The 24,997-nt window shown below is 61.2% G+C and carries 22 protein-coding genes; 11 read left to right on the top strand and 11 right to left on the bottom strand.

The window, feature by feature from the left end:
• Positions 1 to 71 precede the first annotated feature (71 nt).
• The 5 genes from K3767_RS08965 to cydB all read left to right on the top strand — a co-directional run bounded on the left by K3767_RS08965 (position 72) and on the right by cydB (position 6,016).
• A complete protein-coding gene (locus K3767_RS08965; RefSeq protein WP_221173248.1) occupies positions 72 to 1,634 on the top strand; it encodes a methyl-accepting chemotaxis protein in 1,563 nt (520 codons plus the stop codon).
• Positions 1,635 to 1,646: 12 nt separating this feature from the next.
• On the top strand, positions 1,647 to 3,035 hold the full coding sequence (gene thrC / locus K3767_RS08960; RefSeq protein WP_221173623.1) for a threonine synthase: 1,389 nt from the start codon (positions 1,647 to 1,649) through the stop codon (positions 3,033 to 3,035).
• Between the two features lie 59 nt (positions 3,036 to 3,094).
• Positions 3,095 to 3,541, top strand: a complete 447-nt coding sequence (locus tag K3767_RS08955) for an Rrf2 family transcriptional regulator (RefSeq protein ID WP_221173247.1) — start codon at positions 3,095 to 3,097, stop codon at positions 3,539 to 3,541.
• A gap of 102 nt (positions 3,542 to 3,643) precedes the next feature.
• Positions 3,644 to 4,951 (top strand): cytochrome ubiquinol oxidase subunit I, encoded by a 1,308-nt coding sequence (locus tag K3767_RS08950; RefSeq protein WP_221173246.1) that lies wholly within the window; start codon positions 3,644 to 3,646, stop codon positions 4,949 to 4,951.
• Between the two features lie 27 nt (positions 4,952 to 4,978).
• The gene (gene cydB, locus K3767_RS08945) at positions 4,979 to 6,016 is read left to right on the top strand and encodes a cytochrome d ubiquinol oxidase subunit II (protein WP_221173245.1); all 1,038 of its coding nucleotides are present in this window, start codon (positions 4,979 to 4,981) and stop codon (positions 6,014 to 6,016) included.
• A 37-nt stretch (positions 6,017 to 6,053) separates the two neighbouring features.
• Here the strand turns inward: cydB and K3767_RS08940 are convergent, their stop codons facing one another.
• The 6 genes from K3767_RS08940 to K3767_RS08915 are packed head-to-tail and all read right to left on the bottom strand — an operon-like array spanning position 6,054 to position 12,591.
• Positions 6,054 to 6,905 carry a DUF2730 family protein gene (locus K3767_RS08940; protein ID WP_221173244.1) on the bottom strand — a complete coding sequence of 284 codons (852 nt, stop codon included), beginning with the start codon at positions 6,903 to 6,905 and terminating at the stop codon, positions 6,054 to 6,056.
• A gap of 42 nt (positions 6,906 to 6,947) precedes the next feature.
• Positions 6,948 to 8,678, bottom strand: a complete 1,731-nt coding sequence (cobJ, locus tag K3767_RS08935) for a precorrin-3B C(17)-methyltransferase (protein ID WP_221173243.1) — start codon at positions 8,676 to 8,678, stop codon at positions 6,948 to 6,950.
• Positions 8,662 to 9,399, bottom strand: a complete 738-nt coding sequence (gene cobM, locus K3767_RS08930) for a precorrin-4 C(11)-methyltransferase (protein ID WP_221173242.1) — start codon at positions 9,397 to 9,399, stop codon at positions 8,662 to 8,664. The genes cobJ and cobM overlap by 17 nt, the downstream gene beginning before the upstream one ends.
• Before the next feature lie 10 nt (positions 9,400 to 9,409).
• Positions 9,410 to 10,627, bottom strand: a complete 1,218-nt coding sequence (gene cbiE, locus K3767_RS08925; protein ID WP_221173241.1) for a precorrin-6y C5,15-methyltransferase (decarboxylating) subunit CbiE — start codon at positions 10,625 to 10,627, stop codon at positions 9,410 to 9,412.
• Positions 10,617 to 11,720: a cobalt-precorrin-5B (C(1))-methyltransferase CbiD gene (cbiD, locus tag K3767_RS08920; protein ID WP_221173240.1), complete on the bottom strand. Its 1,104-nt coding sequence runs from the start codon at positions 11,718 to 11,720 to the stop codon at positions 10,617 to 10,619. The genes cbiE and cbiD overlap by 11 nt, the downstream gene beginning before the upstream one ends.
• Entirely contained in the window at positions 11,707 to 12,591 is an 885-nt protein-coding gene (locus K3767_RS08915) for a precorrin-8X methylmutase (protein ID WP_221173239.1), read from the bottom strand. The genes cbiD and K3767_RS08915 overlap by 14 nt, the downstream gene beginning before the upstream one ends.
• Here K3767_RS08915 and K3767_RS08910 point away from each other — a divergent pair.
• From K3767_RS08910 to K3767_RS08895, 4 genes are all read left to right on the top strand, one after another.
• A complete protein-coding gene (locus tag K3767_RS08910) occupies positions 12,590 to 13,594 on the top strand; it encodes an iron ABC transporter permease (protein ID WP_221173238.1) in 1,005 nt (334 codons plus the stop codon). The two genes, K3767_RS08915 and K3767_RS08910, sit on opposite strands and share 2 nt — an antisense overlap.
• Positions 13,581 to 14,339 (top strand): ABC transporter ATP-binding protein, encoded by a 759-nt coding sequence (locus K3767_RS08905; protein WP_221173237.1) that lies wholly within the window; start codon positions 13,581 to 13,583, stop codon positions 14,337 to 14,339. The genes K3767_RS08910 and K3767_RS08905 overlap by 14 nt, the downstream gene beginning before the upstream one ends.
• A 13-nt stretch (positions 14,340 to 14,352) precedes the next feature.
• Positions 14,353 to 15,138, top strand: coding sequence for an ABC transporter substrate-binding protein (locus K3767_RS08900; protein WP_221173236.1), 786 nt, complete (start codon positions 14,353 to 14,355; stop codon positions 15,136 to 15,138).
• Between the two features lie 64 nt (positions 15,139 to 15,202).
• Entirely contained in the window at positions 15,203 to 15,964 is a 762-nt protein-coding gene (locus K3767_RS08895) for an MBL fold metallo-hydrolase (RefSeq protein ID WP_221173235.1), read from the top strand.
• Here the strand turns inward: K3767_RS08895 and hslU are convergent.
• The 4 genes from hslU to K3767_RS08875 are packed head-to-tail and all read right to left on the bottom strand — an operon-like array spanning position 15,961 to position 20,539.
• The gene (gene hslU, locus K3767_RS08890; protein WP_221173234.1) at positions 15,961 to 17,280 is read right to left on the bottom strand and encodes an ATP-dependent protease ATPase subunit HslU; all 1,320 of its coding nucleotides are present in this window, start codon (positions 17,278 to 17,280) and stop codon (positions 15,961 to 15,963) included. The genes K3767_RS08895 and hslU overlap by 4 nt on opposite strands.
• Positions 17,277 to 17,804, bottom strand: coding sequence for an ATP-dependent protease subunit HslV (gene hslV / locus K3767_RS08885; RefSeq protein ID WP_221173233.1), 528 nt, complete (start codon positions 17,802 to 17,804; stop codon positions 17,277 to 17,279). Before hslV ends, hslU begins: the two co-directional genes overlap by 4 nt.
• A 4-nt stretch (positions 17,805 to 17,808) precedes the next feature.
• Positions 17,809 to 18,714 (bottom strand): tyrosine recombinase XerC, encoded by a 906-nt coding sequence (locus K3767_RS08880; RefSeq protein ID WP_221173232.1) that lies wholly within the window; start codon positions 18,712 to 18,714, stop codon positions 17,809 to 17,811.
• Positions 18,707 to 20,539, bottom strand: coding sequence for a PAS domain-containing sensor histidine kinase (locus tag K3767_RS08875; RefSeq protein ID WP_221173231.1), 1,833 nt, complete (start codon positions 20,537 to 20,539; stop codon positions 18,707 to 18,709). The genes K3767_RS08880 and K3767_RS08875 overlap by 8 nt, the downstream gene beginning before the upstream one ends.
• A gap of 57 nt (positions 20,540 to 20,596) precedes the next feature.
• Between K3767_RS08875 and K3767_RS08870 the strand changes: the two genes are divergently transcribed.
• Entirely contained in the window at positions 20,597 to 22,285 is a 1,689-nt protein-coding gene (locus K3767_RS08870; protein WP_221173230.1) for an ABC-ATPase domain-containing protein, read from the top strand.
• A gap of 21 nt (positions 22,286 to 22,306) precedes the next feature.
• Entirely contained in the window at positions 22,307 to 24,316 is a 2,010-nt protein-coding gene (locus tag K3767_RS08865; protein WP_221173229.1) for a penicillin-binding protein 1A, read from the top strand.
• Here the strand turns inward: K3767_RS08865 and K3767_RS08860 are convergent.
• Positions 24,267 to 24,992 (bottom strand): CBS and ACT domain-containing protein, encoded by a 726-nt coding sequence (locus tag K3767_RS08860; RefSeq protein ID WP_221173228.1) that lies wholly within the window; start codon positions 24,990 to 24,992, stop codon positions 24,267 to 24,269. The two genes, K3767_RS08865 and K3767_RS08860, sit on opposite strands and share 50 nt — an antisense overlap.
• Positions 24,993 to 24,997: the final 5 nt, after the last annotated feature.

The raw sequence follows: 24,997 nt of genomic DNA, 5'->3' as shown, positions 1-24,997 counted from the left end.
TTAATTATATAAATTAATTTACCATTAAATCCCAGAAATCGGGGGACCACGAAATGTCGTTTATGGAGAGAATGAGCCGTTCACTCAAGATGTGGCAGAAACTTTTATTGAGCTTTCTGGCGGTAATTCTGATTAGTTTGGTCAATTTGAGTGTGCTCTGGTATTTCCAGGAGAAGGCTGATCACGACTACTTCAGGGCGGAGCAGGCCCAAAGAGTAAGGGAAAACATGGAAAGGTTCATAGCCTCTCATATTCGCTGGAAGGTGAATGTTCTTGTGGCTGTGCTCAATGAAGCGGCTCCTAAGGTGGTGGTTGACCCGAAAAAATGTCCTCTTCAGAGGTTTCTGGCTGAGTATAAGCCCCTGGATTCCGAGGAGGCCGAACTGATTCAGAAGATTCGGGAAGTTGATCGTGAGCTCCATCTTTCAGTAGCCGAGATGCAGAAGCTTTATGCCCGTGAGGCGGATTACGAGGATATTGTGGCAATTTATAACGAGAAGACCAACCCTCTTTCCAAGAAACTCTTCCGTCTTATGAGACGGTTAGGGCGGGATTTTTTGGACAGAAGGGAGGCCGAAGCCAAGGCTCAGGCTTCGGAAGCCCTTTTACTGGTAAAGAAGGTTACGGTTTTAACGAATTTGATTCTAATACTCAGTACCATTTTGATTCTCGTCGTAATTTCTCGCGGGCTTTCCCGGAATATTCGTCTGATTATTGATGCTGTGGACGCCCTGGCGCGGGGGGATTTTTCCCGCAGTTTCAGCGTGGATGGTAGGGACGAGACGGCACAGATTCTTAAGCACCTGGATCACATGGTTTCCACCCTGCGGCCCCTTTTGAAAGATGTAGCTTCTGGATCCCGAGAGGTGGAGGAGGTTTCCCTAGAGATGAAGGAGCGTTTAGAGGGAGCTTCCCGGGAAGCGGAGGCAGCCGGAGAGCGTGCCACCAGGATGAGAAACGAGGGGAAGACCATTCTTGAGAGCGTAGAAGAGGAATCCCGGTCCATAAACGAGATTTCCGCGGCTATACAGGAGATCGGTCAGAACACCACCCGGGCGAGCATGATCACCAAGGAGGCGGTGGAAAAGGCCCGCAACGCGCAGGAAATAATGCACAGAGTCGGGGCCGCCTCGCAGGAGATCGAGGGAGTGATTCAGCTCATCACGAACATAGCCGAGCAGACCAAGTTTTTGGCCCTCAACGCTACCATTGAGGCGGCCCGGGCCGGGGAGGCCGGGAAGGGTTTTGCCGTGGTGGCCAACGAGGTGAAGGAACTGGCCCGGCAGACCGCGGAGGCCACCGAGGAAATCACGCAGAAGGTACGGGCCATGCAGTCCGGAAGCGAGGAGGCCATTCGGGCCGCGGACGAGATCACCGATATTATTCAGGAAATCGATCAGATTGCCTCGGCCATAGCCGCGGCGGTGGAGGAACAGACGGCGGTGATTTCAGACATCGTTCAGAAGGTGGACGATCAGCGAGGTAGCGCGGAAAGGTTTGCTCAGGAGGCGGAAGAGGCGTATGCAGCCGCTCAAAAGACCCTGGCCGGAGTCAGAGAAAATCTGGAGGCTATACGAAAACTCGTCCATGTAGCTCAGGAACTTGCCCGGGCGGTTTCCCGGTTTAAAGTGTAGATAATAAATATGATGAAATATTTAAGCACGCGGGGAGGAATCCCTCCCCTTTCCTTTAAAGAGGCGGTTCTTTCGGGGCTTGCCGAAGACGGGGGGCTTATCGTTCCCGAAAGGGTGCCCCGTCTTTCCGACTCCGAGGTAGAGTCCCTGCGCCATTTGCCCTATCAGGATCTGGCCTTTAGGGTCTTCCGTCTTTTCGTGGACGACATCCCGGAGGAGGATCTTAAGATCCTCGTGGCCAGGTCCTACGGAACCTTCACCCATCCGGACATTACGCCGGTGGTCAGGAAGGGGGCCTTCTGGATCCTGGAGCTCTTTCACGGGCCCACCCTGGCCTTTAAGGATATAGCCCTCCAGTTCCTAGGGAATCTTTTCGAGTACCTCCTTTCCGAGCGCGGAGAGAGGATGAACATTCTGGGAGCCACTTCCGGGGATACCGGTTCGGCGGCCATTTACGGCGTGCGCGGGCGCAGGAACCTGACCATTTTTATTCTCCATCCTCACGGGCGCGTCTCTCCGGTGCAGGCCCTCCAGATGACCACCGTCACCGACCCCAATGTCTTCAATCTGGCCATAGAGGGCACCTTCGACGATTGTCAGGCCATAGTGAAACGACTCTTTGCGGACCTGGAGTTCAAACGCCGCTATCGTTTGGGGGCGGTGAACTCCATTAACTGGGCCCGGGTGCTTGCCCAGATCGTCTATTACCTCTGGGCCTACTTCCGAGTTTCGGAAGCCGAGGGAGCGGAGAGGGTCCGTTTCTCGGTGCCCACCGGGAACTTCGGAGACATCTTTGCCGGTTATCTGGCCCGGCGGATGCTGGGAGACCGGGTTGAGCGTCTGATCCTGGCCACCAACGAAAACGACATCCTGACCCGCTTCGTCACCCGGGGAGACTACTCGGTGCGGCAGGTGGTCCCCACCATCAGTCCCTCCATGGACATTCAGGTGGCCTCCAATTTCGAGCGTTACCTCTACTATCTCTGGGGTGAGGATGCGGGGCGGGTGAGGGAGGCCATGGAGCGTTTCGCCGAGGAGAAGCGTCTCTCCTTCTCCGAAGAGGATCTGGCCCGGGTGAGGCGGGACTTTTTGTCGGCCTCCGTCTCCCAGGAGGAGACCCTCCGGACCATCCGGGAGTTTTATCAGGAGACCGGGTACATTCTGGATCCTCACACCGCGGTGGGGGTGCGGGCGGCCCGGGAATTCCCGAGCGACCTCCCGACGATATGTCTGGCCACGGCGCATCCGGCCAAGTTCCCCGAGGCGGTATCCCGGGCGCTGGGATTCCCCCCGCCGGTCCCCGAGCCCCTGCGGGACCTGGAATCAAGACCCCGACGGGTGGTGATCCTTCCGGCCGAGGTGGAGGCCGTTCGCCGTTTTATATCCGAACACGCCCTGTGAATCCTTGACAAAAATATTTTTTTAGACTAACATTGTCCAAAAAAGTTTCGGGGACGGTCATGAAGATCACGCAGGCGGAGGACTACGGTATTCGGTGTGTGCTTTACCTGGCCCGCCAGCCCAAAAAGGTGATCCCGCGCTGGCGGATCGCCCGATCCATGAACATACCCGAACCCTTTCTGGCCAAGATCGCCCAGGACCTGGCCCGGGCCGGCATCATCGAGATCATCCGGGGAAGAAAGGGAGGGTACCGCCTGCGCATCCCCCCGGAGGAATTGACCCTTCTGCAGGTTATGGAAGCCATGAGCGGGGAGCTATTTTTGAGCCCCTGCATCCTGGATCCCGAAAATTGCCGGCGTCAGCCTCTGTGCCCAGTCCATCACACCTGGAAGGAACTCCTGGATCTCATTCGCGACAAACTCGGAAACACCACCTTTGCCGATCTGGTGCGGAAAGAGGCCTGTCTACTTGACAGGCGTTCCCGCAAGTCGTATAAAGCGGATTAAAGGGGGGTGATACCTATGCGGTGAGAAAAATGGGTGGTTTTCCTTTCTCATTTTAATCTAAAGCAGGGTCTAATTTTAAATTAATTGAAAGGAGGGGTAGCGATGGATGTTGTGTGGGCTTCAAGATTACAGTTTGCCGTGGCGGCTTTCTTCCACTTTCTCTTCGTACCTTTGACCTTGGGGCTTTCTCTCCTTACGGCCATCTACGAGACTATTTATGTAAAGACCGGGGACGAGGACTACAAGCGGGCGGCCAAGTTCTGGGGGAGGCTCTTTCTCATCAACTTTGCCCTGGGGGTGGTAACGGGAATCACCCTGGAGTTTCAGTTTGGGACCAACTGGCGTTACTATTCCGAGTATGTGGGAGACATTTTCGGTTCGCTTCTGGCCATCGAGGCCACCCTGGCCTTCTTTCTGGAGTCCACCTTTATCGCCGTCTGGGCCTTCGGGTGGAATCGCCTCTCCCCCAAGGTGCACTGTCTGGCCATCTGGCTTACGGCCATCGCCTCGAACATCTCGGCCCTGTGGATCCTGATTGCCAACGGCTGGATGCAGCACCCCGTGGGTTATGTGCTGCGCAACGGTCGGGCCGAGCTCAAGAGCTTCGCCGAGGTGGTCTTCAACAAGTTCGCCTGGCTGGAGTTTCTGCACACCGTTCCCGCGGCCTACATCCTTTCCGGATTTTTCGTGCTGGGTGTTTCCGCCTGGCACCTTCGGAGGGGAAAGGAGGCGGTCTTTTTCAGAAAGAGCTTTCGGGTGGCCGCGGTCTGGACCCTCATTTTCAGTCTCTTCGTCTTCGTTGAAGGGCATCTCCACGGCACCGAGGTGGCTCACACCCAGCCCACCAAGCTTGCGGCCATGGAGGCCCTCTGGGAGACCCAGAGCGGTGCGCCCTGGACCCTTTTTGCCATCCCCGATCCCGCGGGCGAACGCAATGTGGTGGAGATAAAGATCCCCAAACTTCTGAGCCTGCTGGCCTTTCATTCCCCCTCCGCCGAAGTCAAGGGGCTGAAGGATTTTCCCCCGGAGGAGAGGCCTCCGGTGAGTTTTACCTTCTGGAGCTTCCGGATCATGGTCCTCCTGGGAATCTGGTTCGTGCTTATGTCCCTGTGGGCCTTTAAGAACCGCGAGCGTCCCGAGGCTTCCCCCGGGCTGCTGAGGGCCCTGGTGTGGACCATTCCGCTCCCCTACATTGCCATCGAGGCCGGATGGATGGTGGCCGAGGTGGGTCGCCAGCCCTGGATCGTTTACGGACTCATGAAGACCGCCGACGCGGTCTCTCCCATTTCCCCGGCTCAGGTCACCGTGACCCTCCTGGCCTTCGTGGTCTTTTACACGGTCCTGGGGGTGATCGACTTCTGGTTGCTGGCTCACTACGCCCGCAAGGGGCCTGAGCCCGCAAGTGCCTAAAAATTTTAAGGAAAGGAGGGATAGGTCATGGAACACAATGTCTTTCAGATTATATGGTTCGTCCTGTGGGGCGTGCTCTGGGCCGGTTACTTTGTGCTGGACGGTTTTGACCTGGGAGCCGGGATTCTGTTGCCCTGTGTAGCTAAAAGCGAAGAGGAGAGGCGGGCCGTATATCAGGCCATCGGTCCCTTCTGGGACGGAAACGAGGTGTGGTTGATCACCGCCGGAGGGGCCACCTTTGCGGCCTTCCCCAAGACCTACGCCGTGATGTTCAGCGGCCTTTACACCGCCCTTTTCCTGCTGCTTTTCGCCCTCATCGTAAGGGGGGTGGCCATCGAGTTCCGGGGCAAGGTGGAAGGTGCGGGCTGGCGTCGTTTCTGGGACTTCCTCTTCTGGATCTCCTCCCTGGTGGCCACCCTCATCCTGGGCGTGGCCTTCGGAAACATCTTCCTGGGACTTCCCATTGACGCTCAGGGGATCTTCCGGGGAAGCTTCTTCTCGTTGCTTCACCCCTACGCCCTTCTGGTGGGGCTTCTCTTCGTCCTGGCCTTTGCCGTGCACGGAGCCACCTGGCTGGCCTTCCGGGTGAACGGCGAGCTTCGCCAGAGGCTCATCCGGGATGCCAAGGTCCTGTGGGTGTTCGAGGCCGTGACCGCGGTGGCGGTGCTCCTTTTCTCCCTCAAGCTTACCCCCCTGTGGGGGAACTATCTCAAGGCCCCGCTTCTGTTCGTCTTTCCCCTGGTGGCGGTGATTGGGTTGCTACTCGTGCCCTACTTCCTGAACGCGGGACGCACTCTGGCGGCCTTTCTTTCCTCCGGGGCCGCCATTCTGGGAGTTACGGCCTGGGGGATGGCCGGGCTCTTCCCCAACCTCTTCCCCTCGCGTCTCAATCCGGAGTGGTCCCTCACCATATACAACAGCTCGTCAAGCCCCCTTACGCTTAAGATCATGACCGTGGTGGCCCTCGTTTTTGTCCCCATCGTGTTGGTCTACACCCTCTGGACCTATCGGACCTTCTCCTTCCGCATTACCCGGGAGGAGCTGGCTTACGGCGAGGGATATTAGGATAAAGGGGGGGGCGGCCAAAACGCCGCCCCCTTCTTTACCGGAACTGGTAGGAGTAGTAGAGGGCGATGCCTCGCGACCGGGCGTATTCCTCCACCGAGGGGTGCGTGATCATGTGCGTGACCAGCACCAGAAACTTCTCCGGAAAGATCCCCTCCAGGGGCTTCACCTTCCGGCGCAGGAAACGATCCACATCGTTTCGCGAAAGCTGCGCCTTGGCCTCCCCCAGAATGATCAGGGTGTGGCCATCTCTTCGGGCCCGTCCGAAGATGTTGACCTCCACCGGACGCCCCCTCTCGTCCTCCACGAAGGTGCGAAGTAAATCCCCCTCCACCCGGACTCCGTAATCCCTCTCGAGAAGGCCGGGGAGATACCGATAGGCCTCGTTCTCCAGGGTGTAGCCTACGGTGTGGGAAAGCCCTCCCACCTGTTTGCGGAGGTCGGAGAGATCGGTCTTCATCTTCCCCATCTCCCCGGTGAGCCTCCGGACATCCTCGGTGAGCTGGTCTACCCTCTGAGTGAGCTGGTCTACCCTCTGGGTGAGCTGATCCACGCGCTGGGTGAGCTGGTCTACCCTCTGGGTGAGCTGGCGTACATCCTCGGTGAGTTGATCCACCCTCTGGGTGAGCTGATCCACGCGCTGGGTGAGCTGGTCTACCCTCTGGGTGAGCTGGCGTACATCCTCGGTGAGTTGATCCACCCTCTGGGTGAGAACCTTCAGGTTTTCTCCCTGTTCCCGGACGATCTCCCTGAGTTCGTTGAACTCCTCCTTGGTGACGCTCCGGGAGAGGTTTTCGTAGATTTCGGCCAGGGCCCGGGCCAGCTTGAGGGCGACCTCCTCCCCCAGGCTTTCCCTGAACTCCTCAAAATAGCGAAAGGCGTTGAACATGTTTCAAAAGTTACCCCGAATTCGATTCCGGGTAAAGGCGTTTCAGAATCGTCGGCCCCGGTAGCCCCGGGGAGTAACCAGCCAGGGGCCGAACCGAAAACTCTCGGAGTTGCCGACGAAGACCGTGCTTTGCATGTCCACTTCCTCCACCGGAAACTCCCCCAGGGTGGAAAGGAGGACCCTCTCTCCGGTTCGTCCAGCGGCCCGTACGATCCCCACCGGGGTTTCCGGAGAACGGTATTCCAGAAGAATTTTTCGGGCCCTTTCCAGGTGGTCCGGGCGTCCCCGGCTTCGGGGGTTGTAGATCACGATTACGAAGTCGGCCCGGGCGGCGGCCCGGAGTCGCCGTTCGATGACCTCCCAGGGGGTAAGGCGATCGGAAAGACTTATTACGGCAAAATCGTGCATGAGCGGTGCCCCCAGGCGCGCCGCGCAGGCGTTGAGGGCCGTAAGCCCCGGAATCACCTCAACCTCCAGTTCCGCCCCGAGCCCTCTGGTCTGCATGAGTTCAAACACCAGTCCGGCCAGGCCGTAAATGCCCGGGTCTCCCCCGCTCACCAGGGCCACCCGGTGACCGGCCCGGGCCAGCTCCAGGGCCTTTTCCGCCCTTTCCACCTCGCGGGTCATCCCGGTGGCGAAAACCTCCTTTCCCCCGAGCAGGGGACGGACGAGATCCAGGTACCTGGTGTATCCCACCACATGGGTGGCCTCGCGCAGGGCCCGCCGGGCGGCAGGGGTCATCTCCTCCGGAGCTCCGGTGCCGATCCCCACCAGGTAAAGCCGTCCTTTTGGCCTCCGGGCCTCGGCCACCGCAACGGTTATCCCGGAGACCCTCTCTTTGGGCACGATAAGTCGCGAGCCCGGGCCGGCGGCCAGAAGCGCCGCCGGTTCAGCCACGGCCAGGGCCCCGGTGGCCCGACGGGCCGCCTCGGAAACGGAAAGCCCTCTTTCCCTGGTACACCGGGACAGGACCTCCGGCGGAAAGGAAAAAACGCGCAGGCCCTTTCGGGCAGCCCAGCTCCGGAGTCCCGGCTCCCCGGCCCTGGTTTCCAGGGTGGCCAGGCCCGCCAGGGCCTCTTCCCGGAGACCGTGGCAGGCGAGGACCCTTAAGAGGGCCTCCTCCAGGCGGTTCTCGGAGGTGTTGCGGTGAAAACCCAGACCCACGAAGAGGACCCGGGGCACGGCCTGAAGTTTTCCCTCCGGGAGATCCCGCCGGCGATAGGAGATCACCAAATCCGCCTCGTCCTCCCCGGACACCTCCCGCCACCCGGGAGGAAGGGGCAGGGGGTATTCGCGCAGGACCCGGAGAGTGCCCCGACGCAGGTAACCGGAGGTGAAGGAAGGGATCCTTTCCTCCGGAAGGAGAAGGGCTCCCACCTCCTCGGCCCAGAGATCCGGGGCGACGAGACCGGCCAGATCCGTGGCGGTGGTGATCACCGGTTCGGTTCCGAGAAGGGCCGCCAGCTCCCGGGCCAGGGCGTTGGCTCCACCCAGGTGTCCGGAAAGGAGACTGATCACCCGGCGGCCGGTCTCGTCCACCACTACCACCGCCGGGTCTTCCTTTTTGTCCCGTATCAGGGGAGCGATCATGCGCACCGCCACCCCGCAGGCCCCCACGATCACCAGCCCCGTTCCCCGCTGCCACTCCGCGGAGAGGTTCTCCCGGGAAAGAGGCCTGATCACCGAACCGGGAAAGTGGTCGGAGAGCCGGCGGGCCACCTCCCCGGCCCTTGCCGTCACCGGAAGGAAGACGACCTTACCGAGTTCGGGCATAGAGTCGGGAGCGCTCTTTCTGTGGATTCCGGGTTACCTCCAGCGCCTCTCCCACATAGATGAGGGCGGTGCGCCGGATCCCCGCTTCCCTTACCATACGGGCAAGCTCGTCGAGACGGCCGTGAAGAATCCGCTCTTCCGGGAAACCCAGTTTTTCCGCCACCGCCACCGGTGTTTCCGGGGGAAGGCGTTCGAGAAGGGTCTTCTGGATGGTCTCGGCCCGATGAACGCTCAGGAAAAGGACCAGGGTCACATCCCGGCCGGCAAACCGGAGCAGATCCTCGGGGGAGGGACCGGGGGTGCGGCCTCCCAGCCGGGTGAAGACCACCGTTTGAACCCGTTCGGGGCGGGTCAGCTCCAGCCTCATGCGCGCCGCACCCAGGGAGGCGGAGCTCACCCCGGGGATCACCTCGCAGGAGAGTCCGCGACGCCGCAGGGCGGCAATCTCTTCGTTTATGGCGCTGTAAAAGGCGGTGTCCCCGCTGTGCAGTCGGGCCACCACTCCTCCCTTTTCCGCCGTCCCGGCCATAACCTCCACGATTTCCTCCAGGGTCTTTCCGTGGGAATTGTAGATCCGGGCCCCGGGACGGGTCTCCCTGAGAAGGGCCGGATGAATGAGACTCCCGGCGTAGACCACCAGATCGGCCCGGCGCAGGATCCTTAAGCCCCTAACGGTGATGAGCTCCGGATCCCCCGGCCCGGCTCCGATAAGGTAGATCATGCCGGGCATTTTACCCCCTTTGCGCCCGTAACACAAAGACCGGATTCTCAGGAGAAAGAAGGGTGTGACCGGAAAGATCCCGTCCCCGAAAAATGGCCACCTGAGTTACCTCCACCGCAAAGCCCTCCTTTCGAAGGAGGGACAGGGCCTCGGCGAGATGTTGCATGGAAACCAGGGTTAACACCACCTCCCGGCAGCCCCTTTCGGCCAGGTGGATCAGTATTTCCCGGAGTCTTCCCCCCGACCCTCCCACGAAGACCCGATCCGGAGACGGTAGTCCCTCCAGGGCCTCCGGAGCCTCTCCGGCCACCACCTCGAGGTTCAGGAGTCCGAAGCGGCGACGGTTCTCTTCAAGAAAACTCAGGCGTTCCGGCGATCGTTCCACGGCGAAGACCCGAAGGAGCGGTCTCAGGCGGGCCGCCTCCACGCTCACCCCTCCGGCCCCGGCCCCCACATCCCAGAAGATTCCCCTTTCCGGAAGATTCAACCGGTGGAGCACCACCGCTCGAACCTCGTTCTTGGTGATGAGTCCCCGGGGATGGGCTATTTCCTCGTTTTCGAGCCCGAAGCCGTGCCGCCGCCCCGGACCGTCGTAGAAAAGGAGGACCAGGTTGGGGGTGGCGAACCGTTCTCCGAGGGCCCGGGAGGCCGGACCCTCCCAGATCCTCTCTCCCGTAAGCCCCATTCTTTCGGCCACCACGAGACGCAGGTCCTCCTCGGGGACGCGGGGGGCCAGGTAGGCGCCGATTTCCCGGGGACCGCATCCGGGGTCGGTGAATACGCAGACTCGCCCGTAGAGGCGCAGAAGTCCGGGAAGGTCCTCCAGGGCAAAGTTTCTGGGGCCACCGTGAAGACTCACGAAGAAGAACTCCTCCCAGGGGAGCCTGAGTCGGGCGAAGGCCAGCTGGGCGGTGCTCGGAGCCGGGTGGATCTCCAGCACCTCCGGACCGAATCTGCGCCTGAGGAGGCCCCCGATCCCGAAAAGCAGAGGGTCCCCGGTGGCGACGAAGGCCACCTCCTCCCCTCTCCGGCGGGCCTCGTCGAGTATCGCAAGGGCCTCCTCCAGGCGGCCGTAGGTATGCACCCGGGCCCCGGAGGCCGGAATCCGCGTTCCCTCCTCGATAAGGGAACGCGAGATCACCACGATCTGCACCCTGGCCAGGATGTCTTCGGCCTCCGGTCCGGGGCGCCCTCCGGAAACTCCGATCAGGTGCACTTTAAAGCTCAAAGATCACCTCCCGCCGGTAATTTACCAGGGTTACCCGCACCTTCAGGTTCCCCGCGAAGTGGAGAGCCAGACGGCGCACCCGGCGAAGGACCTCCCGGAACACGGCTTCTCTTGCCCGGATGGGGCGTGTCTCCAGGCTCAGAAATACCTCCCGGGCGGTGTTGAACCTTTCCCTCCGGGGAAAAAGCCCCCGAAATCCCCATTGCTTCAGCAGGGCCACCGTTTCCGGTCCGCGCAGTACTCCGTGGCGTACATGGGTGGTGAATCCGTAGGGCTCACGCACCCGCGGCGGGGAGTCCGCCACGCTGGCGCACTTGAGGAGCTTGGCCCACTGTCCGCAGAGCCACACCTCCCGGAAACCGAAGTCCCGCACCCGGCGCAGGGCGAACTCTACGAAGTCTCCCATCAGAATGTAGAGTTCTTCCGGAAGACCGTAATGCTTCATGTGGGCCACCTCGGAGGCCCTTCCGAAGGAGAGTACCACCCGGCGGTGACCCGCGGCCCGGGCCACCGAAAGGGAGGATTCGATGGTGGCCAGCCAGGCCTCGGAGGAAAGGGGTTTCACGATTCCGGTGGTGCCCAGGATGGAAAGCCCCCCCACGATGCCCAGCCTGGGATTGAGGGTCTTTTCCGCGATCCTCTCCCCTCCCGGAATGGATACGGTCACGATGAGGGACCAGGGTTTTCCCGAAAGGGCCTCCTGAATAGCTTCCCGGATCATCCGCCGGGGTACGGGGTTTATGGCCGGCTCTCCCACCGGCACCGGGAGCCCTGGTTTGGTCACCCGGCCCACTCCTTCGCCTCCCCGGAGCAATATGCGCCCGTGCTTTCGGGATTGCCTTTCCACCGTGACCACCACCTCCACCCCGTTGGTTACATCGGGGTCGTCTCCGGCGTCCTTGATGACCGAGGCGCCGGCGGTCTCGTCCCTCCGCCATATCCGATGCACCGGAAGGGTCCGTCGTTTGCCGTCCGGAAAGGGGATTTCCACTTTTTCGGGGAAAGTTCCCGCGAGGGCCAGTACCGCGGCCTTGGCTGCCGCGGCGGCGCAGGCCCCGGTGGTGTATCCGGTGCGGAGTTTACGCCGCCCCATGGGCCATGCGCAGGAGAGCGTTCACGGCCGCGGCGGCAAGGGCCGAGCCCCCGCGGGAGCCGTAATTGGTGAGGTGCGGAAGGGAAGATCGGGTCAGGACTAGCTTGGCCTCCGCCGCCCGCACGAACCCCACCGGGAACCCGATCACCATCACCGGACGGGGATTTTCCTCGAGAACCCGCAGGGCCGCAAGAAGGGCGGTGGGGGCGTTCCCCACCGCCACCACTCCTATTTCGGGATGCTCGCGCAGGAGCTTTTCCATTCCGTAAGCGGTGCGGGTGTGCCCAGGCGGTGGATGGTCTCCCTCCGCCACGGCACAGAAGAGTCTCCCTCCCAGTTCCTCAAGTCTTCGCCTATTCACCCCCGAGGCCACCATCTCCACATCCACCACTACGGATTTCCCCTCCCGCAGAAGGGAGGTGGCTACCCCCACGGCTCGGGGATGGAGCACCAGGGTCTCCGCCAGATCCGGATCCCCGGAGGCGTGAATCAGGCGGAGAATCAGGGGATGGGCTTCCTCGGGAAAAGAGGAGAGCCGGATCAGAGAGGAGATCGTGGCCATGCTCAGGGACTCTATTTCCCCGGGGGCGGGGTCCTTTTCCAGGAGAGTCAGGGCCTCCCGCCGGAGATCCGGGGAGGCCTCCTCCCACAGGATTACGGTCCTGCCGTGGGGCCTCACCCCTTCCCTGATCCTGCGCCGGAAGGACTCCGATCCGGCCGTGCCCACGAGAAGGAGGCCATCCCCCGCGGGATCGAGAGCCGCAAGGCGTTGTCGAAATTCCTCCTCTTCAAGCACCCGAAAGCTACCCTTTGAGGGAGGAAAAAATCTCTTTATACTGGATTCCACCACCCACAGGACGGATACTTTCATGGGCTCCAGTTTATCTCCGGGCCGCGATCTGGACAACCGCCGGTTCTTCTCAGCCACAGGGGTTCTGGGGTTGCTGTGGGTGGGGGTGTTTGTTCTTTCGCTTAGCCGAGGGGCGGTTTCCGTGGACCTTTTTCATCCGGACGAGCTGGGCCGAAGGATTCTTCTGGAGGTGCGGTTGCCCAGGGTGTTACTGGCTTCTTTTTCCGGAGGGGCGCTCGCCCTCTCCGGGCTCTACTTCCAGTATGTCATGCAGAATCCCCTGGCCGATTCCTTTACCACCGGGGCCTCCGCCTCGGCGGCCCTGGGGGCGGTCCTGGCCCTTCTGGCCGCGGGGGAGAAGGCCCTTCTTCCGGCTTCCGTGGCCGGAGCCCTCCTGGGACTCCTTGCCGTCCTCCGCATCGCCTCCCTCAGGGGCCGGCTTCTTCCGGTAACCATGCTGCTGGCCGGGATAGTGGTGAACACCTTCGCCTCCGCGGCTATAAGTCTGCTCAAGTTCCTGGCCGACGAATCCGTGGCCTCGGTGGTTTTCTGGCTCATGGGAGGTTTTCAGAACGCCGATTACTTTCGCGCCGGGCTGCTCGCCCTGACCGGGGGGCTGGCCCTTGCTTACGGGATGGCTCGGGCCCCGGCCCTGGACCTCACCGCCTTCGACGAGGAGACCGCTCTTTCTAGCGGGGTCCCGCTCTACCGCCTGCGCAGGGAACTCCTCTTCCTGGGAGCCCTTCTTACCGCCGCAAGCGTGGCCTTTTCGGGAATTATCGGGTTCGTGGGGCTGATCGTGCCTCACCTTCTCCGACTGGCGGGATTCCTGCGGGCCTCGGCCCTGGTGCCCCTGACCTTCCTCTTCGGGGCCTCATTCATGATGACGGCCGATCTCCTGGCACGCACCCTTCTTCCTCAGGGGCAGGAGCTTCCGGTGGGAGTGCTGACCTCCGCCCTGGGGGGCCTCTTCTTTCTCTATCTCCTGGCCCGGCGCAAGAGGGACCTCTATGAGATGGATTGAGCTGCGCAACTTCGAGGTGTCGCGGGGAACCTTTCGCCTCCATGTCCCGGAACTTTCGATCCCGGAGGGAGAGATGGTGGCGGTGGTGGGGCCGAACGGAAGCGGGAAGTCCACCCTACTTTCCGCGCTGGCCGGTCTGCGACCCTTCCGGGGCACCTATCTTCTGGCCCGGCGTCCGTTTTCCCTGTACCCCGAAGGAGAGCGCTCGCGGCTTCTGGCCTACCTCCCGCAGGGAGGACGCCTGGGCCTGCCCTTTGAGGTCTTCTATGTGGTGCTCACCGGACGCTACCCCCTTCTTTCCGGACGGGACTACACCCCCGAGGATTATCTGGCCACGGAGGAGATCCTCCGTCTCTTCGATCTCGAGCCCCTGCGTCGGCGTCTTTTCGGGGAACTTTCCGGTGGAGAGCGCCAGAGGGTGCTCCTGGCCAGAACCCTCAACCGTGCCTCCCCGATCCTTCTTCTGGACGAACCCCTGAACGCCGTGGACCTGAGACACCAGCACCTTCTGATCCGTCATGTTCGGGATTATGTGCGGAGGAAAAAGGGGGCCTGCCTGGCCGTGCTTCACGATCTCGCCCTGGCGCTGAAGTACTTCGATCGTTTCGTCCTCCTCCAAGGAGGAGATCTGGTGGGGGTTTACCGCCGGGAGGCTCTCTCCGGGGAACTCGTGGGAGAGGTCCTGGGGGTGGACCTTTCCTTCGTGCGTCACGGGGAGGAGACCCTAATTTCCGTAACCGTTTAGGAGGAGGGAGAGGATGAGGACTCTGATTCTAGGCCTGGTACTCTTCTGCACGGGCGTTTCGGTGGCCTTCGGTTTGCGCATCGTGGTGCTTTACCCCGCGGCCAGTCCGGTCCTGCGGGCTCTGGGAGTCCCCGACGGGGAAGTGGTGGGGGTTACCCGACACGATCGGACCTACCCCCGGGCGGTGCGGGTGGGGTCCCACCTGCGTCCCAACCTGGAACTGATCCGGGCCCTTCGTCCGGATCTCCTCGTCGTGGGCTCCCGCCGGGCCTTTCCCGAGGAGGCGGCCCGTCGGTTTAAGGCCCGGATCTTTCGCTACGATCCCCGGACGCTGGAGGAGATTCTCGCCCGCATAGAAGCTCTGGGAGAGGTCCTGGGACGCCGGCGCGAGGCCGAAGACCTGGTGGCCTCCCTCAGGAAAAAACTCGCGGAAGTGAAACCCCTTCCCCGTCCGGTCACCGTGGTTTACGAGGTTAGCGCCACGCCTCTAAAGGTGGCCGGAAGCCGGAGCATCGTGAACGACATCATTCGCGTGGCCGGAGGGCGCAACCTCGTGGCCGTGCCCCGCAAACATGTGCTCATCTCTCCGGAAAGGATTCTGGCCCTGGCCCCGGAGGTCTACATTTATCAGGTGGGACCCATGAATAGGAATCCCCTTCCCCCCAAAAGACGCCCCTATTTTCGCGCCCTGAAGAGCCGGGTCCTTCGGGTAAGGGAACTGGAATTCGCCCGCCCGGGATTGAACGCCTTTTCCGCGACCATCAAGCTCAACCGATTCTTTCTCACTCTCCAAAAATAGGATCGGATCCTATTTTTCGGATTTTGCGGGAAGGGAGGGGAGTGGTTATTTTTAGGGGACGGAGATGGCGCGAATAGTGTTTCTGGGGACGGCGGGGGCCCGGTATGTGGTGGCCCGGCAACTGCGGGCCTCGGGAGGCGTGTACATCGAGGCCGACGGGACCCGTCTGGTTCTGGATCCCGGACCGGGGACCCTGGTTTACCTGGCCCGGGAGAAGATCCGCGTGGAAAAGCTCACCGGCCTCATCGTCACCCATGTGCATCTGGATCATTCCGCGGACCTCAACATCCTGGTGGACGCCCTAACCGAGGGCGGCCTTAAGCGCAGAGGGACCGTGTTTATCCCCCGCGAGGGGCTTTACGGGGAAAACGCCGTGCTACTTCCCTACCTGCGTCCCTACCTGGAACGGGTGGAGATCCTTCTTCCCCAGCAGGAATATAGGCTGGGAGAGATCGCCTTTCGCACCTCGGTGCGACATCACCACCCGGCCGAGACCTACGGCGTGGTCCTGGAGCTTTCCGGCAAACGCGTGGGCTTCGTGGTGGACACCCTTTACTTCCGGGGGCTGATCGAGAGTTATCGTGACTGTGATGTGTTGATCTTCAATGTGGTGCGCTACAGGCCTCACCCCTCACCCCAGGTGCAGCACCTGTGCGTGGCCAATGTGAAGGAGATGATCCAGGAACTGCGCCCGGAGCGGGCCGTGCTCACCCACTTCGGAATGACCATGATCCGGGCCAATCCCAAGCAGGTGGCCCAGAAGCTCTCCCGGGAGACCGGAATACCGGTGAGTGCGGCCTACGACGGCATGGTGCTCGAGATTTAGAGAATGAACCTCGAGAGATCCAGGTCGGTGGCGATCTCCGAGAGTTTTTCCCGCACATAATCGCCGTTGATTACCACCCGGGTGGGAGCGATGTCCGGAGCGGAAAAGGAGATCTCCTCCAGAAGTTTTTCCATTACCGTGTAAAGCCGCCGGGCGCCTATGTTCTCCGTGCGCTCGTTCACCTCGTAGGCAATCCTGGCGATCTCCTCAAGCCCGTCCCGGGTGAATTCCAGCTCCACCCCCTCGGTAGAAAGGAGGGCCTTGTACTGCTTGACCAGGGCGTTTTCCGGTTCGGTGAGGATGCGCACGAAGTCCTCCCGGGTCAGGGGCTTCAGCTCCACCCGGATGGGGAAACGGCCCTGGAGTTCGGGGATGAGGTCCGAGGGTTTGGCCACATGGAAGGCCCCGCTGGCGATGAAGAGGATGTGATCCGTGCGGACCATGCCGTAGCGGGTGTTCACCGTGGTGCCCTCCACGATGGGGAGCAAATCCCGCTGCACCCCTTCCCGGGACACATCCGGGCCGTGTCCCTCGCCGCGGCTGGCAATCTTGTCGATCTCGTCTATGAAGATGATCCCGCTGGTTTCGGTGCGCCGGATGGCCTCCCGCGTCACCTTCTCCATGTCGATGAGCTTTTCGGCCTCGGTCTTGGTAAGGATTTCCAGGGCCTCGCGCACCTTAACCCGCCGACGCTTCTGTTTCCGGGGGAAGAGGGTGCTCATCATCTCCCGGAGTTGCTGCTCGATCTCCTCAAGACCGGAGGCGGCGAACACCTCCACCATGGGAGCCGGGGGCCGGGTCTCCACCTCTAGCTCCACATAGCGATCGTCCAGCTTTCCGTCCCGGAGCATGCGGCGAAACTTTTCGCGGGTCTCACTGTCTCCCTCCGGGCGCTGAGGCGTGGGAGGTACCAGAAGGTCCAGCACCCGCTCCTCGGCCAGCCGGCGGGCCCGTTCCCGCACCCGCTCTTCCTCCTCGGCCTTGACCATCTGTACCGCGATGTGGGTGAGATCACGGATCATGGATTCCACATCGCGTCCCACATATCCCACCTCGGTAAACTTGGTGGCCTCCACCTTGAGAAAGGGGGAACCCGAGAGCCGGGCCAGACGCCTGGCGATTTCGGTCTTCCCCACCCCCGTGGGTCCGATCATGATGATGTTTTTGGGATAGATCTCGTCCCGGAGCGGCGGGGGGACCTGCTGACGGCGCCAGCGATTCCGCAGCGCAATGGCCACGGCCTTCTTGGCCTCCTGCTGCCCCACGATGTACTTGTCCAGTTCGGAAACGATTTCTCTGGGGGTTAAGGCCTTCATAGCTCCTCTACGGTAATGTTCTGGTTGGTGTAGACGCAGATTTCACCGGCGATCCGCAGGGCCTCCTCGGCGATCTCCCGGGCCGAAAGTTCGGTTCGCCGCAGGAGGGCCTTGGCCGCGGCCAGAGCCATGGGCCCTCCGGAACCTATGGCCAGGACCTCCTCGTCGGGTTCGATCACATCCCCGGCCCCGGAGATGAGGAGGATGTTGTCCCGGTCGCAGGCTATGAGAAGGGCCTCGAGCCGCCGGAGGAGCTTGTCGGTGCGCCAGTCTTTGGCCAGCTCCACGGCCGCGCGGACCAGGTGCCCGCTGTAAAGTTCGAGCTTCTTCTCCAGCCGTTCGAAAAGGGTGAGGGCGTCGGCCGTGGATCCGGCAAACCCCACCAGCACCTGTCCCTTGTAAAGGCGGCGCACCTTACGGGCCCCGTGTTTGATCACCGTATCGCCCAGGGTGACCTGCCCGTCGGCGGCCAGCACCACCCGCCCGCCCCGGCGCACCGCCACCACCGTGGTTCCCTTTAACATGTCGTTAATCCTTATCACACTGGGGCTTTTTGGCAAGGGCGCGGGGATGAGCCCGGTCGTAAACCCGGGCCAGGTGCCCGAAGTCGAGATGGGTGTAGCGTTCGGTGGTGGTAAGACGGCTGTGTCCCAGCATTTCCTGGATGCTTCTCAGGTCCGCTCCGGACTCGAGAAGGTGCGTGGCGAAGGAATGCCGGAGGACATGCGGATGCACCCCGGAAAGCCCCAGGACGGACGCGTACCTCTTAACGATCCGCTGGAGGCTCCTGGTGGAAAGAGGTTCGCCGCGGCAATTCAGGAGGAGGTGGTCGTTTTCCCGCTGGAGGGAGTCCAGGAAGCTCTTTCGGGCGGAAAGATATTCCCTGAGCACCGCTACGCTCTTGCGTCCGAGGGGCACGAGACGTTCCCTTCGGCCCTTTCCGCGGACGCGCAGGAGGCGAACCTCCAGATTAAGGTCTCCGAGCCGGAGTCCGCAGGCCTCCGCGGCGCGAAGCCCGGCGCCGTAAAGGAGCTCCAGCGCGGCCCGATCCCTGAGCCCGAGAAAGTCTTTCCCGGGGGGCGTTTCCACGAGGGCCAGGGCCTCGTCCACGGTGAGCACCCGGGGAAGATCCCGGGAAAGTCTGGGTCCCGGAAGGGCCAGGAGGGTGGTCTCCCGCAAAAACCCCTTTCGCAAAAGAAAACGATAGAAACTCTTGATGGCCGAAAGCTTGCGGGCCACCGTGCGGGGGGAGACCCGACGACGCAGTTGGATCACAAAGGCCCGGAGGTCGGAAAGTTCGGCCTCCTCCGGGGGACCGGAAAGAAAGGCCAGGTATTCCTCAAGGTCCCGACGATAGGCCCGAAGGGTGTGGCCGGAGTAGTTCTTCTCGTCTTTGAGGTAGGATAGGAAGGCCCGCAGAATATCCTCACACACCTGGAGCAGCCTTTTCCAGGATATTTCTTAATTCCTCCAGGGTGAAGGGCTTGTGAATATAGTAAAGATTCTTCATTCCGGAAAGGGTTTTGCGCACCACATTTTCCTGGTAAGAGGTAGCGATGATGAACCTCAGCTCAGGAAAGCGTTCTTTCATTTCTCTGAAAAAATCCCTGGTGCTTTCATTTTTGAGCTCGAAGTCCGAAAAGAGTACTTCCGGACGGAGTCCGTAATCCAGTAGTTCCCGGGCTTCGGAAAAGCTCCGAGCCACATAAGGCTTGTACCCCAGAGAACGCATCATTTCTTCTATAATTTCCAGGAGATCCGGGTCTTCCTCCACTACCAGAATTTCTACTCCGGATACCTCCAGTTTTTTTCGATCATCTTCGTCGGTAAGGGGAAGATAAATCTTGAAGGTGGCACCCTTTCCCGGGGTGCTGTAGACGGCCACATGTCCCTGGTATTGTTTGACCAGGGAATAGACCGTGGCCAGCCCCAGACCGGTGCCCTCTTCCTTGGTGGTGAAGTAAGGTTCAAAGATGTGCGGTATGATCTCGGGGGCGATTCCCGGCCCGTTATCCTCAAAGGTGAGAAGGGCGTAATCTCCGGCCTGAATTCCGAGAAGGGCCACGGTTTCCTCGGAGAGGGTCACTTTTTCGAGACGAAGCCGGATCTCTCCCCCCTCCGGCATGGCCTCCCGGGAGTTGGCCGCAAGATTAAGAAGGATCTGCTGAAGGTGAACTCCGTTTATCCTTACGCGAAGTCCCCTTTCCGGAACCTCCAGGTGGAGTTGGATCTTAGAACCCAAAAGATGTTTCAGGGTTTCGGCCTGACGGTGAAGAAATTCGGCTAGATCGAGTATTTCGGTTCCTCCGGGCGAGCGCCGGGCAAAGGCCAGAAGGTCCCGGCTCATGTTGCGCCAGCGCTCGATGAGGCCCTCCATTTTCTCCAGATACCCCCGCAGGGCCTCCGGCTCGGAAAGGCGCAGCTTGGCCACTCCCAGGTATCCCTGAAGGGCCATGAAGAGGTTGTTCAACTCGTGAAGAAGCACCCCGGTGAAACGCCCCAGGCTTTCCATCTTCTGGGCCTGAAGGTACTGTTCGAAGAGCTCCTTCTGCCGGGTGATGTCCACGGCCATCCCTATGATGATGGGGCCCCCCTCCGGATCCTCCACCTGCATGCAGTTCCAGAGAAGATACCTTTTGTTCCCTTTTGCGGTTTTAATTGGAAGCTCCACCCCCGCCTTGAATATTCCGCGCTGGACCTCCTCGCAATGTTTTTTCCAGGATTCCAGGTCCTCTTCCGGGACAATCGTATCGAATATGCCATGTCCCTGAACTTCCTCCGGTTTGATACCGGTTATCTTTTCGAATGTCCGGTTGACAAAGGAGATTTTCCCTTCGCGGCTAAATAGGATGAGAATAGGATTTTCGTGAAGTATCCTGGTATAAAATTCGATTTGTTTGTTTAATTTTTGTTCAAGCTCTTTCTTTTCCGTAATATCCAGGATAACCGAAAGATAGCCCCAGCTTTTCCCTGCTTTAAAAGCCGCACTTCTGATTTCGTACCAGCGATGGTCTTTGGGACTGAACACTTCCCGCAAGAAGATCTTTTTGGTTCGGAGGACTTCGTCCTTTTTACACCAGGGGCAGGGTTCTTTGAGGTCGTGAAAGGCCTCGTAGCAGAGTTTACCCTCCGGGTTTTCTCCGCAGCGTCTTTTTAGGGCCTCGTTAGCATAGAGGACTCGAAACTCCGGAGATACCACCGAGACCATACCCGGGAAGAGGTCCAGGACCGCTTTGTAAAATTCAAGATCGGAAGCCATTGGATGGTCGTCGGTTTTCTTTTATGTTATTAAAGCAAAAATTTCGTCGGTGGGCAAATGGAAAGGTTACGCAGGCTTCTTTTCCGGCTGGACGGTAAGGGTTACGGGGCTTACAAAGAGCTGAAGGGCACCTACCGTTTCCCGGGCTTTATCCTTCACATAGACCGGGTGCAGGCCGATCCCTTTGCCCCTCCCAGTCGGGTGAGGGTGCGGGTGCCGGCGGAGGTGGCCGGGCTACCCTCCTCGGCCTACGCCAACGCGGCCCGGCGGGTGGGGCTGGAAAACTACCTGGCGGATCGGTTGCAGCGTCTGGCCCGGCGCTTTTCCGAACACCGTGGTTCGGGAAAAAGCGGCCTCATCGTGGTGCACGGTCCCGGTCAGGAACTTTTGCCCCGCTCGGCGGTGCTGGTGGAGGAGGACGGCACGGTGGAGGCCCGGTTTTTCGTGGGGCTTCCCGCCGCCGGACGCCGAATCCTGGCCCGGGAGGCCTGGGAGCTGCTGGGGGAGATCCTCCCCCGCCTGGTGGCCGGAGGCCTTTTCTATCGGAACCTGGATACCCGGGAACTCTTTTCCTTCGTGGAGACCTACGAGGACGCTGAACACCTCCGGGCCAGGCTCGGGGAGCTTCGTCTGGTGGCCTTCGTGGGGGAGGGGGCGGTACTTCCCCGGGCCTCGGGGGTGGATCCCCGTCCGGCCCGGGACGCGGTGCCCTTTGAGGTGCCCCCCGAACTCGCCGTGGAGGTGGAGCTTCCCAACCGGGGGCGGGTGCGGGGGATGGGGATCCCCGAGGGAGTGACCCTTATCGTGGGGGGCGGTTTCCACGGAAAGTCCACCCTGCTCCGGGCCCTTGAGCTCGGCGTTTACAATCATCGTCCGGGAGACGGGCGAGAGCTGGTGGTCTCCCGCTACGAAACGGTAAAGATCCGGGCCGAGGACGGTCGCTCCGTGGCCGGGGTGGACATCTCGCCCTTCATAAACAACCTCCCCTTCGGTAAGAGCACGGAAAACTTTGAAACTCCCTGTGCCTCGGGATCCACCAGTCAGGCCGCGGCCATCATGGAGGCCCTGGAGGTGGGGGCTAAGGTTTTGCTTCTGGACGAGGACACCTCTGCCACCAACTTCATGATCCGCGACGCCCGCATGCAGGCCCTCATCGCCAAGGAGAAGGAACCCATCACCCCGTTTATCGACCGGGTGCGGGAACTCTACGAACGGTTCGGGGTCTCCACGGTCCTGGTTATGGGAGGCAGCGGGGACTACCTGGAGGTGGCCGATACGGTGATCGCCATGGATCACTTTCGTCCGCGGGTGGTGACGGCCAGGGCCCGGGAGATCGTGGCCGCCTATCCTTCCGGGCGAAAGACGGAACGCCCCCGGCCATTTGAACGCATTCCCGTGCGAGAGGTCCTCTCCGACGGGCTTCCCCGGGGAGAACTCAAGATCAAGGTGCTGGGCGTGGAGGGGCTCACGGTGGCCCGGGAGAGAATCGACCTGTCCGCGGTGGAGCAACTCGTTTCGCCGGATCAGGTGCGCACCCTGGGAGTGCTCTTCCCCCGTCTGCGAGAGCTTCTTCGGGAGGGAAAGACCGTTCCGGAGGCGGTCTCCGAACTGGAAAGGGAGCTGCGGGAGGAAAGAGGGGGAGTGCTGGCCAGGGAATTGCGGGGGGATTTGGCGTATGTGCGCCGGTTCGAGATGGCCGCGACGCTGAACCGGCTGCGTTCCCTCAAGGCCAGGCCCCGGGTCTGAGGATAAATCCGAACCTCGGGGGTGAGTTCTCTGGGCAAGACGAAACTTTCTTACTATCACCTCTCGGTGCTCTTCCTCTCGGCAGCTGCCCTGGCCCTGGGGATGGTTCTCGCGGGCCTTTACCTCTATCTCCGCCTGGAGCTCCCGGACATCTCGTCCCTCAAACACTACCGCCCCCCGGCCACCACCGTCGTTTATGATAGGAACGGAACCCCCATTGCTTACTGGTACACGGAAAGACGCTTTCCTGTGCCGCTGGCCAAAATGCCCCCCTATCTCATTCAGGCCTTCGTGGCCGCCGAGGACGCCCGGTTCTACGAGCACAAGGGCATAGACTTCGTGAGCATCCTTCGGGCCCTCATTGCGGACATCCGGGCCCGGAGGGTGGTGCAGGGGGGCAGCACCATCACCCAGCAGGTGGCCCGGGCGCTGCTCCTTTCCCCGGAAAGGACGCTTTCCCGGAAGATTCGGGAGGCCATTCTGGCCTGGAGGATCGACAAGGCCCTTTCCAAGGACGAGATCCTGAACATCTACCTCAACCACATCTATCTGGGGGCCGGTGCCTACGGGGTGGAGGCCGCGGCGCTCACCTACTTCGGGAAACATGTCTGGGAATTGACCCTCCCGGAGGCCGCTCTGATCGCCGGTCTCACTCCGGCCCCCAGTCGCTACAACCCCCTGCGCAATCCCCGGGCAGCTCTCAAGCGGCGGGCCTATGTGCTCAGGCGCATGGCCGAGGAGGGCTACATCACCTGGGATACCGCCCGTCGGGCCGAGAAGACCCCCCTGCGGCTTCATCCCATGGACTTCTCGCCGGATCCCCGGGCCGGTTACTTTTTGCAGATAGTCCGGCGCCGTCTGGAACGCATGCTGGGGAGGGAGCGTCTGCTCACCGGGGGCTACCGAATATACACTACTCTGGATCTTAACTGGCAGGAGAAGGTCCTTCCCGGGGTGCTCAGGAGGCTTTCCGAAATACCTCGCCGGCATCACTCCCGGGAGATTCCTCAGGTGGCCGCGGTATGTCTGGAGAACGAGAGCGGAGAGGTGCGTCTTGTCATCGGAGGGCGCGATTTTCGCAAGTCGCAGTTTAACAGGGCCGTTTTTGCGAGGAGACAGCCGGGTTCGGCCCTGAAACCCTTTCTCTGGGCCCGGGCCCTGGAGGAAGGGCTGCTGCGTCCGGACTCCCTGGTCATGGACGAACCGGTGGTGCTTCCCGGAGGGAGTCCGGAAGAACTCTGGCGTCCTCGCAACTTCGACCATCGGTATCTGGGGATAATTTCTCTGCGCACCGCCCTGGTGGACTCCCGAAACACCGTGGCGGTGAAGATCGCCCGCGCCCTCGGTCTGGGCGAGGTGGAGGAGACCCTTAAAACGGTGGGAATTTCCGCGATCCTCCCCCGCAATCTATCCGTGGCCCTGGGCACCATCGGGGTCTCTCCCTGGGAACTCACCCGGGCCTATACCGTGTTCCCCAATCAGGGGGCTCTCGTTCAGCCCCACCTGGTAGCCGTTATATACGATCGGGAGGGAAGGGAAGTTTACCGCGCCCATCCCCGGAGCCGGCGGATCCTTTCCCGGGAGACCGCCTATGTGATGACCTTCTTCCTCAAAGAGGTGGTCCGGGAGGGCACCGGACGCTGCGCCAGGGTTCTCGGGGTTCCGGCCGCCGGGAAAACGGGGACCACCGATTCGTATCAGGACGCCTGGTTCGTGGGATTTACCCCTCGCTATACCTGCGGGGTCTGGGTGGGGTACGACACTCCCAGGACCCTGGGAAGGCTTGAGACCGGCGGTCGGGCCGCCTGTCCCATCTGGGTGGAGGTCATGCGAGGGGTTCCCCTTTCCGGGAAGGACTTTCCCGTGCCCGAAGGAATCACCTTCGTGCCCTTTCGGGATCGGACCCCTTCCGGGAAAACGGAGGAGATCTGGCTTCCCTACCCGGATAAACTGGTCCCCGAGATCAGGGAGGTGCCCCCCCTCAGGCCTCGGCGAGGCTTTCCTCTAAGATGGCTTTTCTGGTGGCGCTAATGTCCCGCAACCTGATGCGGCTAACATCGTCTCTGGCCCAGTAACGCACCCGGTAGCGTTCCTCCAGGGTGCGCAGAAGGTCCCGAAGCTTTTCCTCGGGAAGATCCTTGATGCGCACGAAGACCTGGCGTCTGGGGCTGTCGATCTCCTCCCGGTAGGTGAGGATGCTTATGATCTGGGCCCCGTGCTCCGCCACGATCCTGGTGATCTCGTCTAGGGCGATGGGGGCTTCCACCTCCAGACCGATCTGAATGGGCCCGTAATAGATCCCGGTAATGTTCACGAAGAGCTTGAAGACATCGGTCTGGGTTATTATCCCCACCACCCGGTTCTCCTCGTCCACCACCGGAAGTCCGGAGATGCGGTTTTCCAGCATGAGCACCGCGGCGTATTCCACGGTGTCCTCCGGGCGCACCGTGATGGGATCCGGGGTCATGATGTCCTTTACCCGTACCTCGGAAAGGAGGTAATAAAGTTCGTGCACATCCAGGGCCGTGGCCTTGGAGGGCGTGGCCTCCTTTATGTCCCGGTCGCTCACGATCCCCACCAGTTTCCCGGCCCGCACCACCGGAATCCGTCGGATGTTGTTTTCCTTCATGATCTGAGAGGCCTTCATTATGGAGGCATTCTCGTCGAGAACGATTACATCTTCGGTCATCCAGTCCTTTACCAGCATGGGTT

Origin of the sequence: Thermosulfurimonas sp. F29 (assembly GCF_019688735.1) — a bacterium.
Taxonomy (GTDB): domain Bacteria; phylum Desulfobacterota; class Thermodesulfobacteria; order Thermodesulfobacteriales; family Thermodesulfobacteriaceae; genus Thermosulfurimonas_A.
Note: the sequence above shows the minus strand (reverse complement) of the source record. Positions and strands in the feature narration are given on the sequence as shown.

What these genes read in the sequence shown, in the direction of transcription:
- K3767_RS08965 (WP_221173248.1), top strand. Translation starts at nt 72, where the DNA reads ATGAGCCGTTCACTCAAGATGTGGCAGAAACTTTTATTGAGCTTTCTG.
- thrC (WP_221173623.1), top strand. Translation starts at nt 1,647, where the DNA reads ATGAAATATTTAAGCACGCGGGGAGGAATCCCTCCCCTTTCCTTTAAA.
- K3767_RS08955 (WP_221173247.1), top strand. Translation starts at nt 3,095, where the DNA reads ATGAAGATCACGCAGGCGGAGGACTACGGTATTCGGTGTGTGCTTTAC.
- K3767_RS08950 (WP_221173246.1), top strand. Translation starts at nt 3,644, where the DNA reads ATGGATGTTGTGTGGGCTTCAAGATTACAGTTTGCCGTGGCGGCTTTC.
- cydB (WP_221173245.1), top strand. Translation starts at nt 4,979, where the DNA reads ATGGAACACAATGTCTTTCAGATTATATGGTTCGTCCTGTGGGGCGTG.
- K3767_RS08940 (WP_221173244.1), bottom strand. Translation starts at nt 6,905, where the DNA reads ATGTTCAACGCCTTTCGCTATTTTGAGGAGTTCAGGGAAAGCCTGGGG.
- cobJ (WP_221173243.1), bottom strand. Translation starts at nt 8,678, where the DNA reads ATGCCCGAACTCGGTAAGGTCGTCTTCCTTCCGGTGACGGCAAGGGCC.
- cobM (WP_221173242.1), bottom strand. Translation starts at nt 9,399, where the DNA reads ATGATCTACCTTATCGGAGCCGGGCCGGGGGATCCGGAGCTCATCACC.
- cbiD (WP_221173240.1), bottom strand. Translation starts at nt 11,720, where the DNA reads ATGGGGCGGCGTAAACTCCGCACCGGATACACCACCGGGGCCTGCGCC.
- K3767_RS08910 (WP_221173238.1), top strand. Translation starts at nt 12,590, where the DNA reads ATGGGCTCCAGTTTATCTCCGGGCCGCGATCTGGACAACCGCCGGTTC.
- K3767_RS08915 (WP_221173239.1), bottom strand. Translation starts at nt 12,591, where the DNA reads ATGAAAGTATCCGTCCTGTGGGTGGTGGAATCCAGTATAAAGAGATTT.
- K3767_RS08905 (WP_221173237.1), top strand. Translation starts at nt 13,581, where the DNA reads ATGAGATGGATTGAGCTGCGCAACTTCGAGGTGTCGCGGGGAACCTTT.
- K3767_RS08900 (WP_221173236.1), top strand. Translation starts at nt 14,353, where the DNA reads ATGAGGACTCTGATTCTAGGCCTGGTACTCTTCTGCACGGGCGTTTCG.
- K3767_RS08895 (WP_221173235.1), top strand. Translation starts at nt 15,203, where the DNA reads ATGGCGCGAATAGTGTTTCTGGGGACGGCGGGGGCCCGGTATGTGGTG.
- hslU (WP_221173234.1), bottom strand. Translation starts at nt 17,280, where the DNA reads ATGAAGGCCTTAACCCCCAGAGAAATCGTTTCCGAACTGGACAAGTAC.
- hslV (WP_221173233.1), bottom strand. Translation starts at nt 17,804, where the DNA reads ATGTTAAAGGGAACCACGGTGGTGGCGGTGCGCCGGGGCGGGCGGGTG.
- K3767_RS08875 (WP_221173231.1), bottom strand. Translation starts at nt 20,539, where the DNA reads ATGGCTTCCGATCTTGAATTTTACAAAGCGGTCCTGGACCTCTTCCCG.
- K3767_RS08870 (WP_221173230.1), top strand. Translation starts at nt 20,597, where the DNA reads ATGGAAAGGTTACGCAGGCTTCTTTTCCGGCTGGACGGTAAGGGTTAC.
- K3767_RS08860 (WP_221173228.1), bottom strand. Translation starts at nt 24,992, where the DNA reads ATGCTGGTAAAGGACTGGATGACCGAAGATGTAATCGTTCTCGACGAG.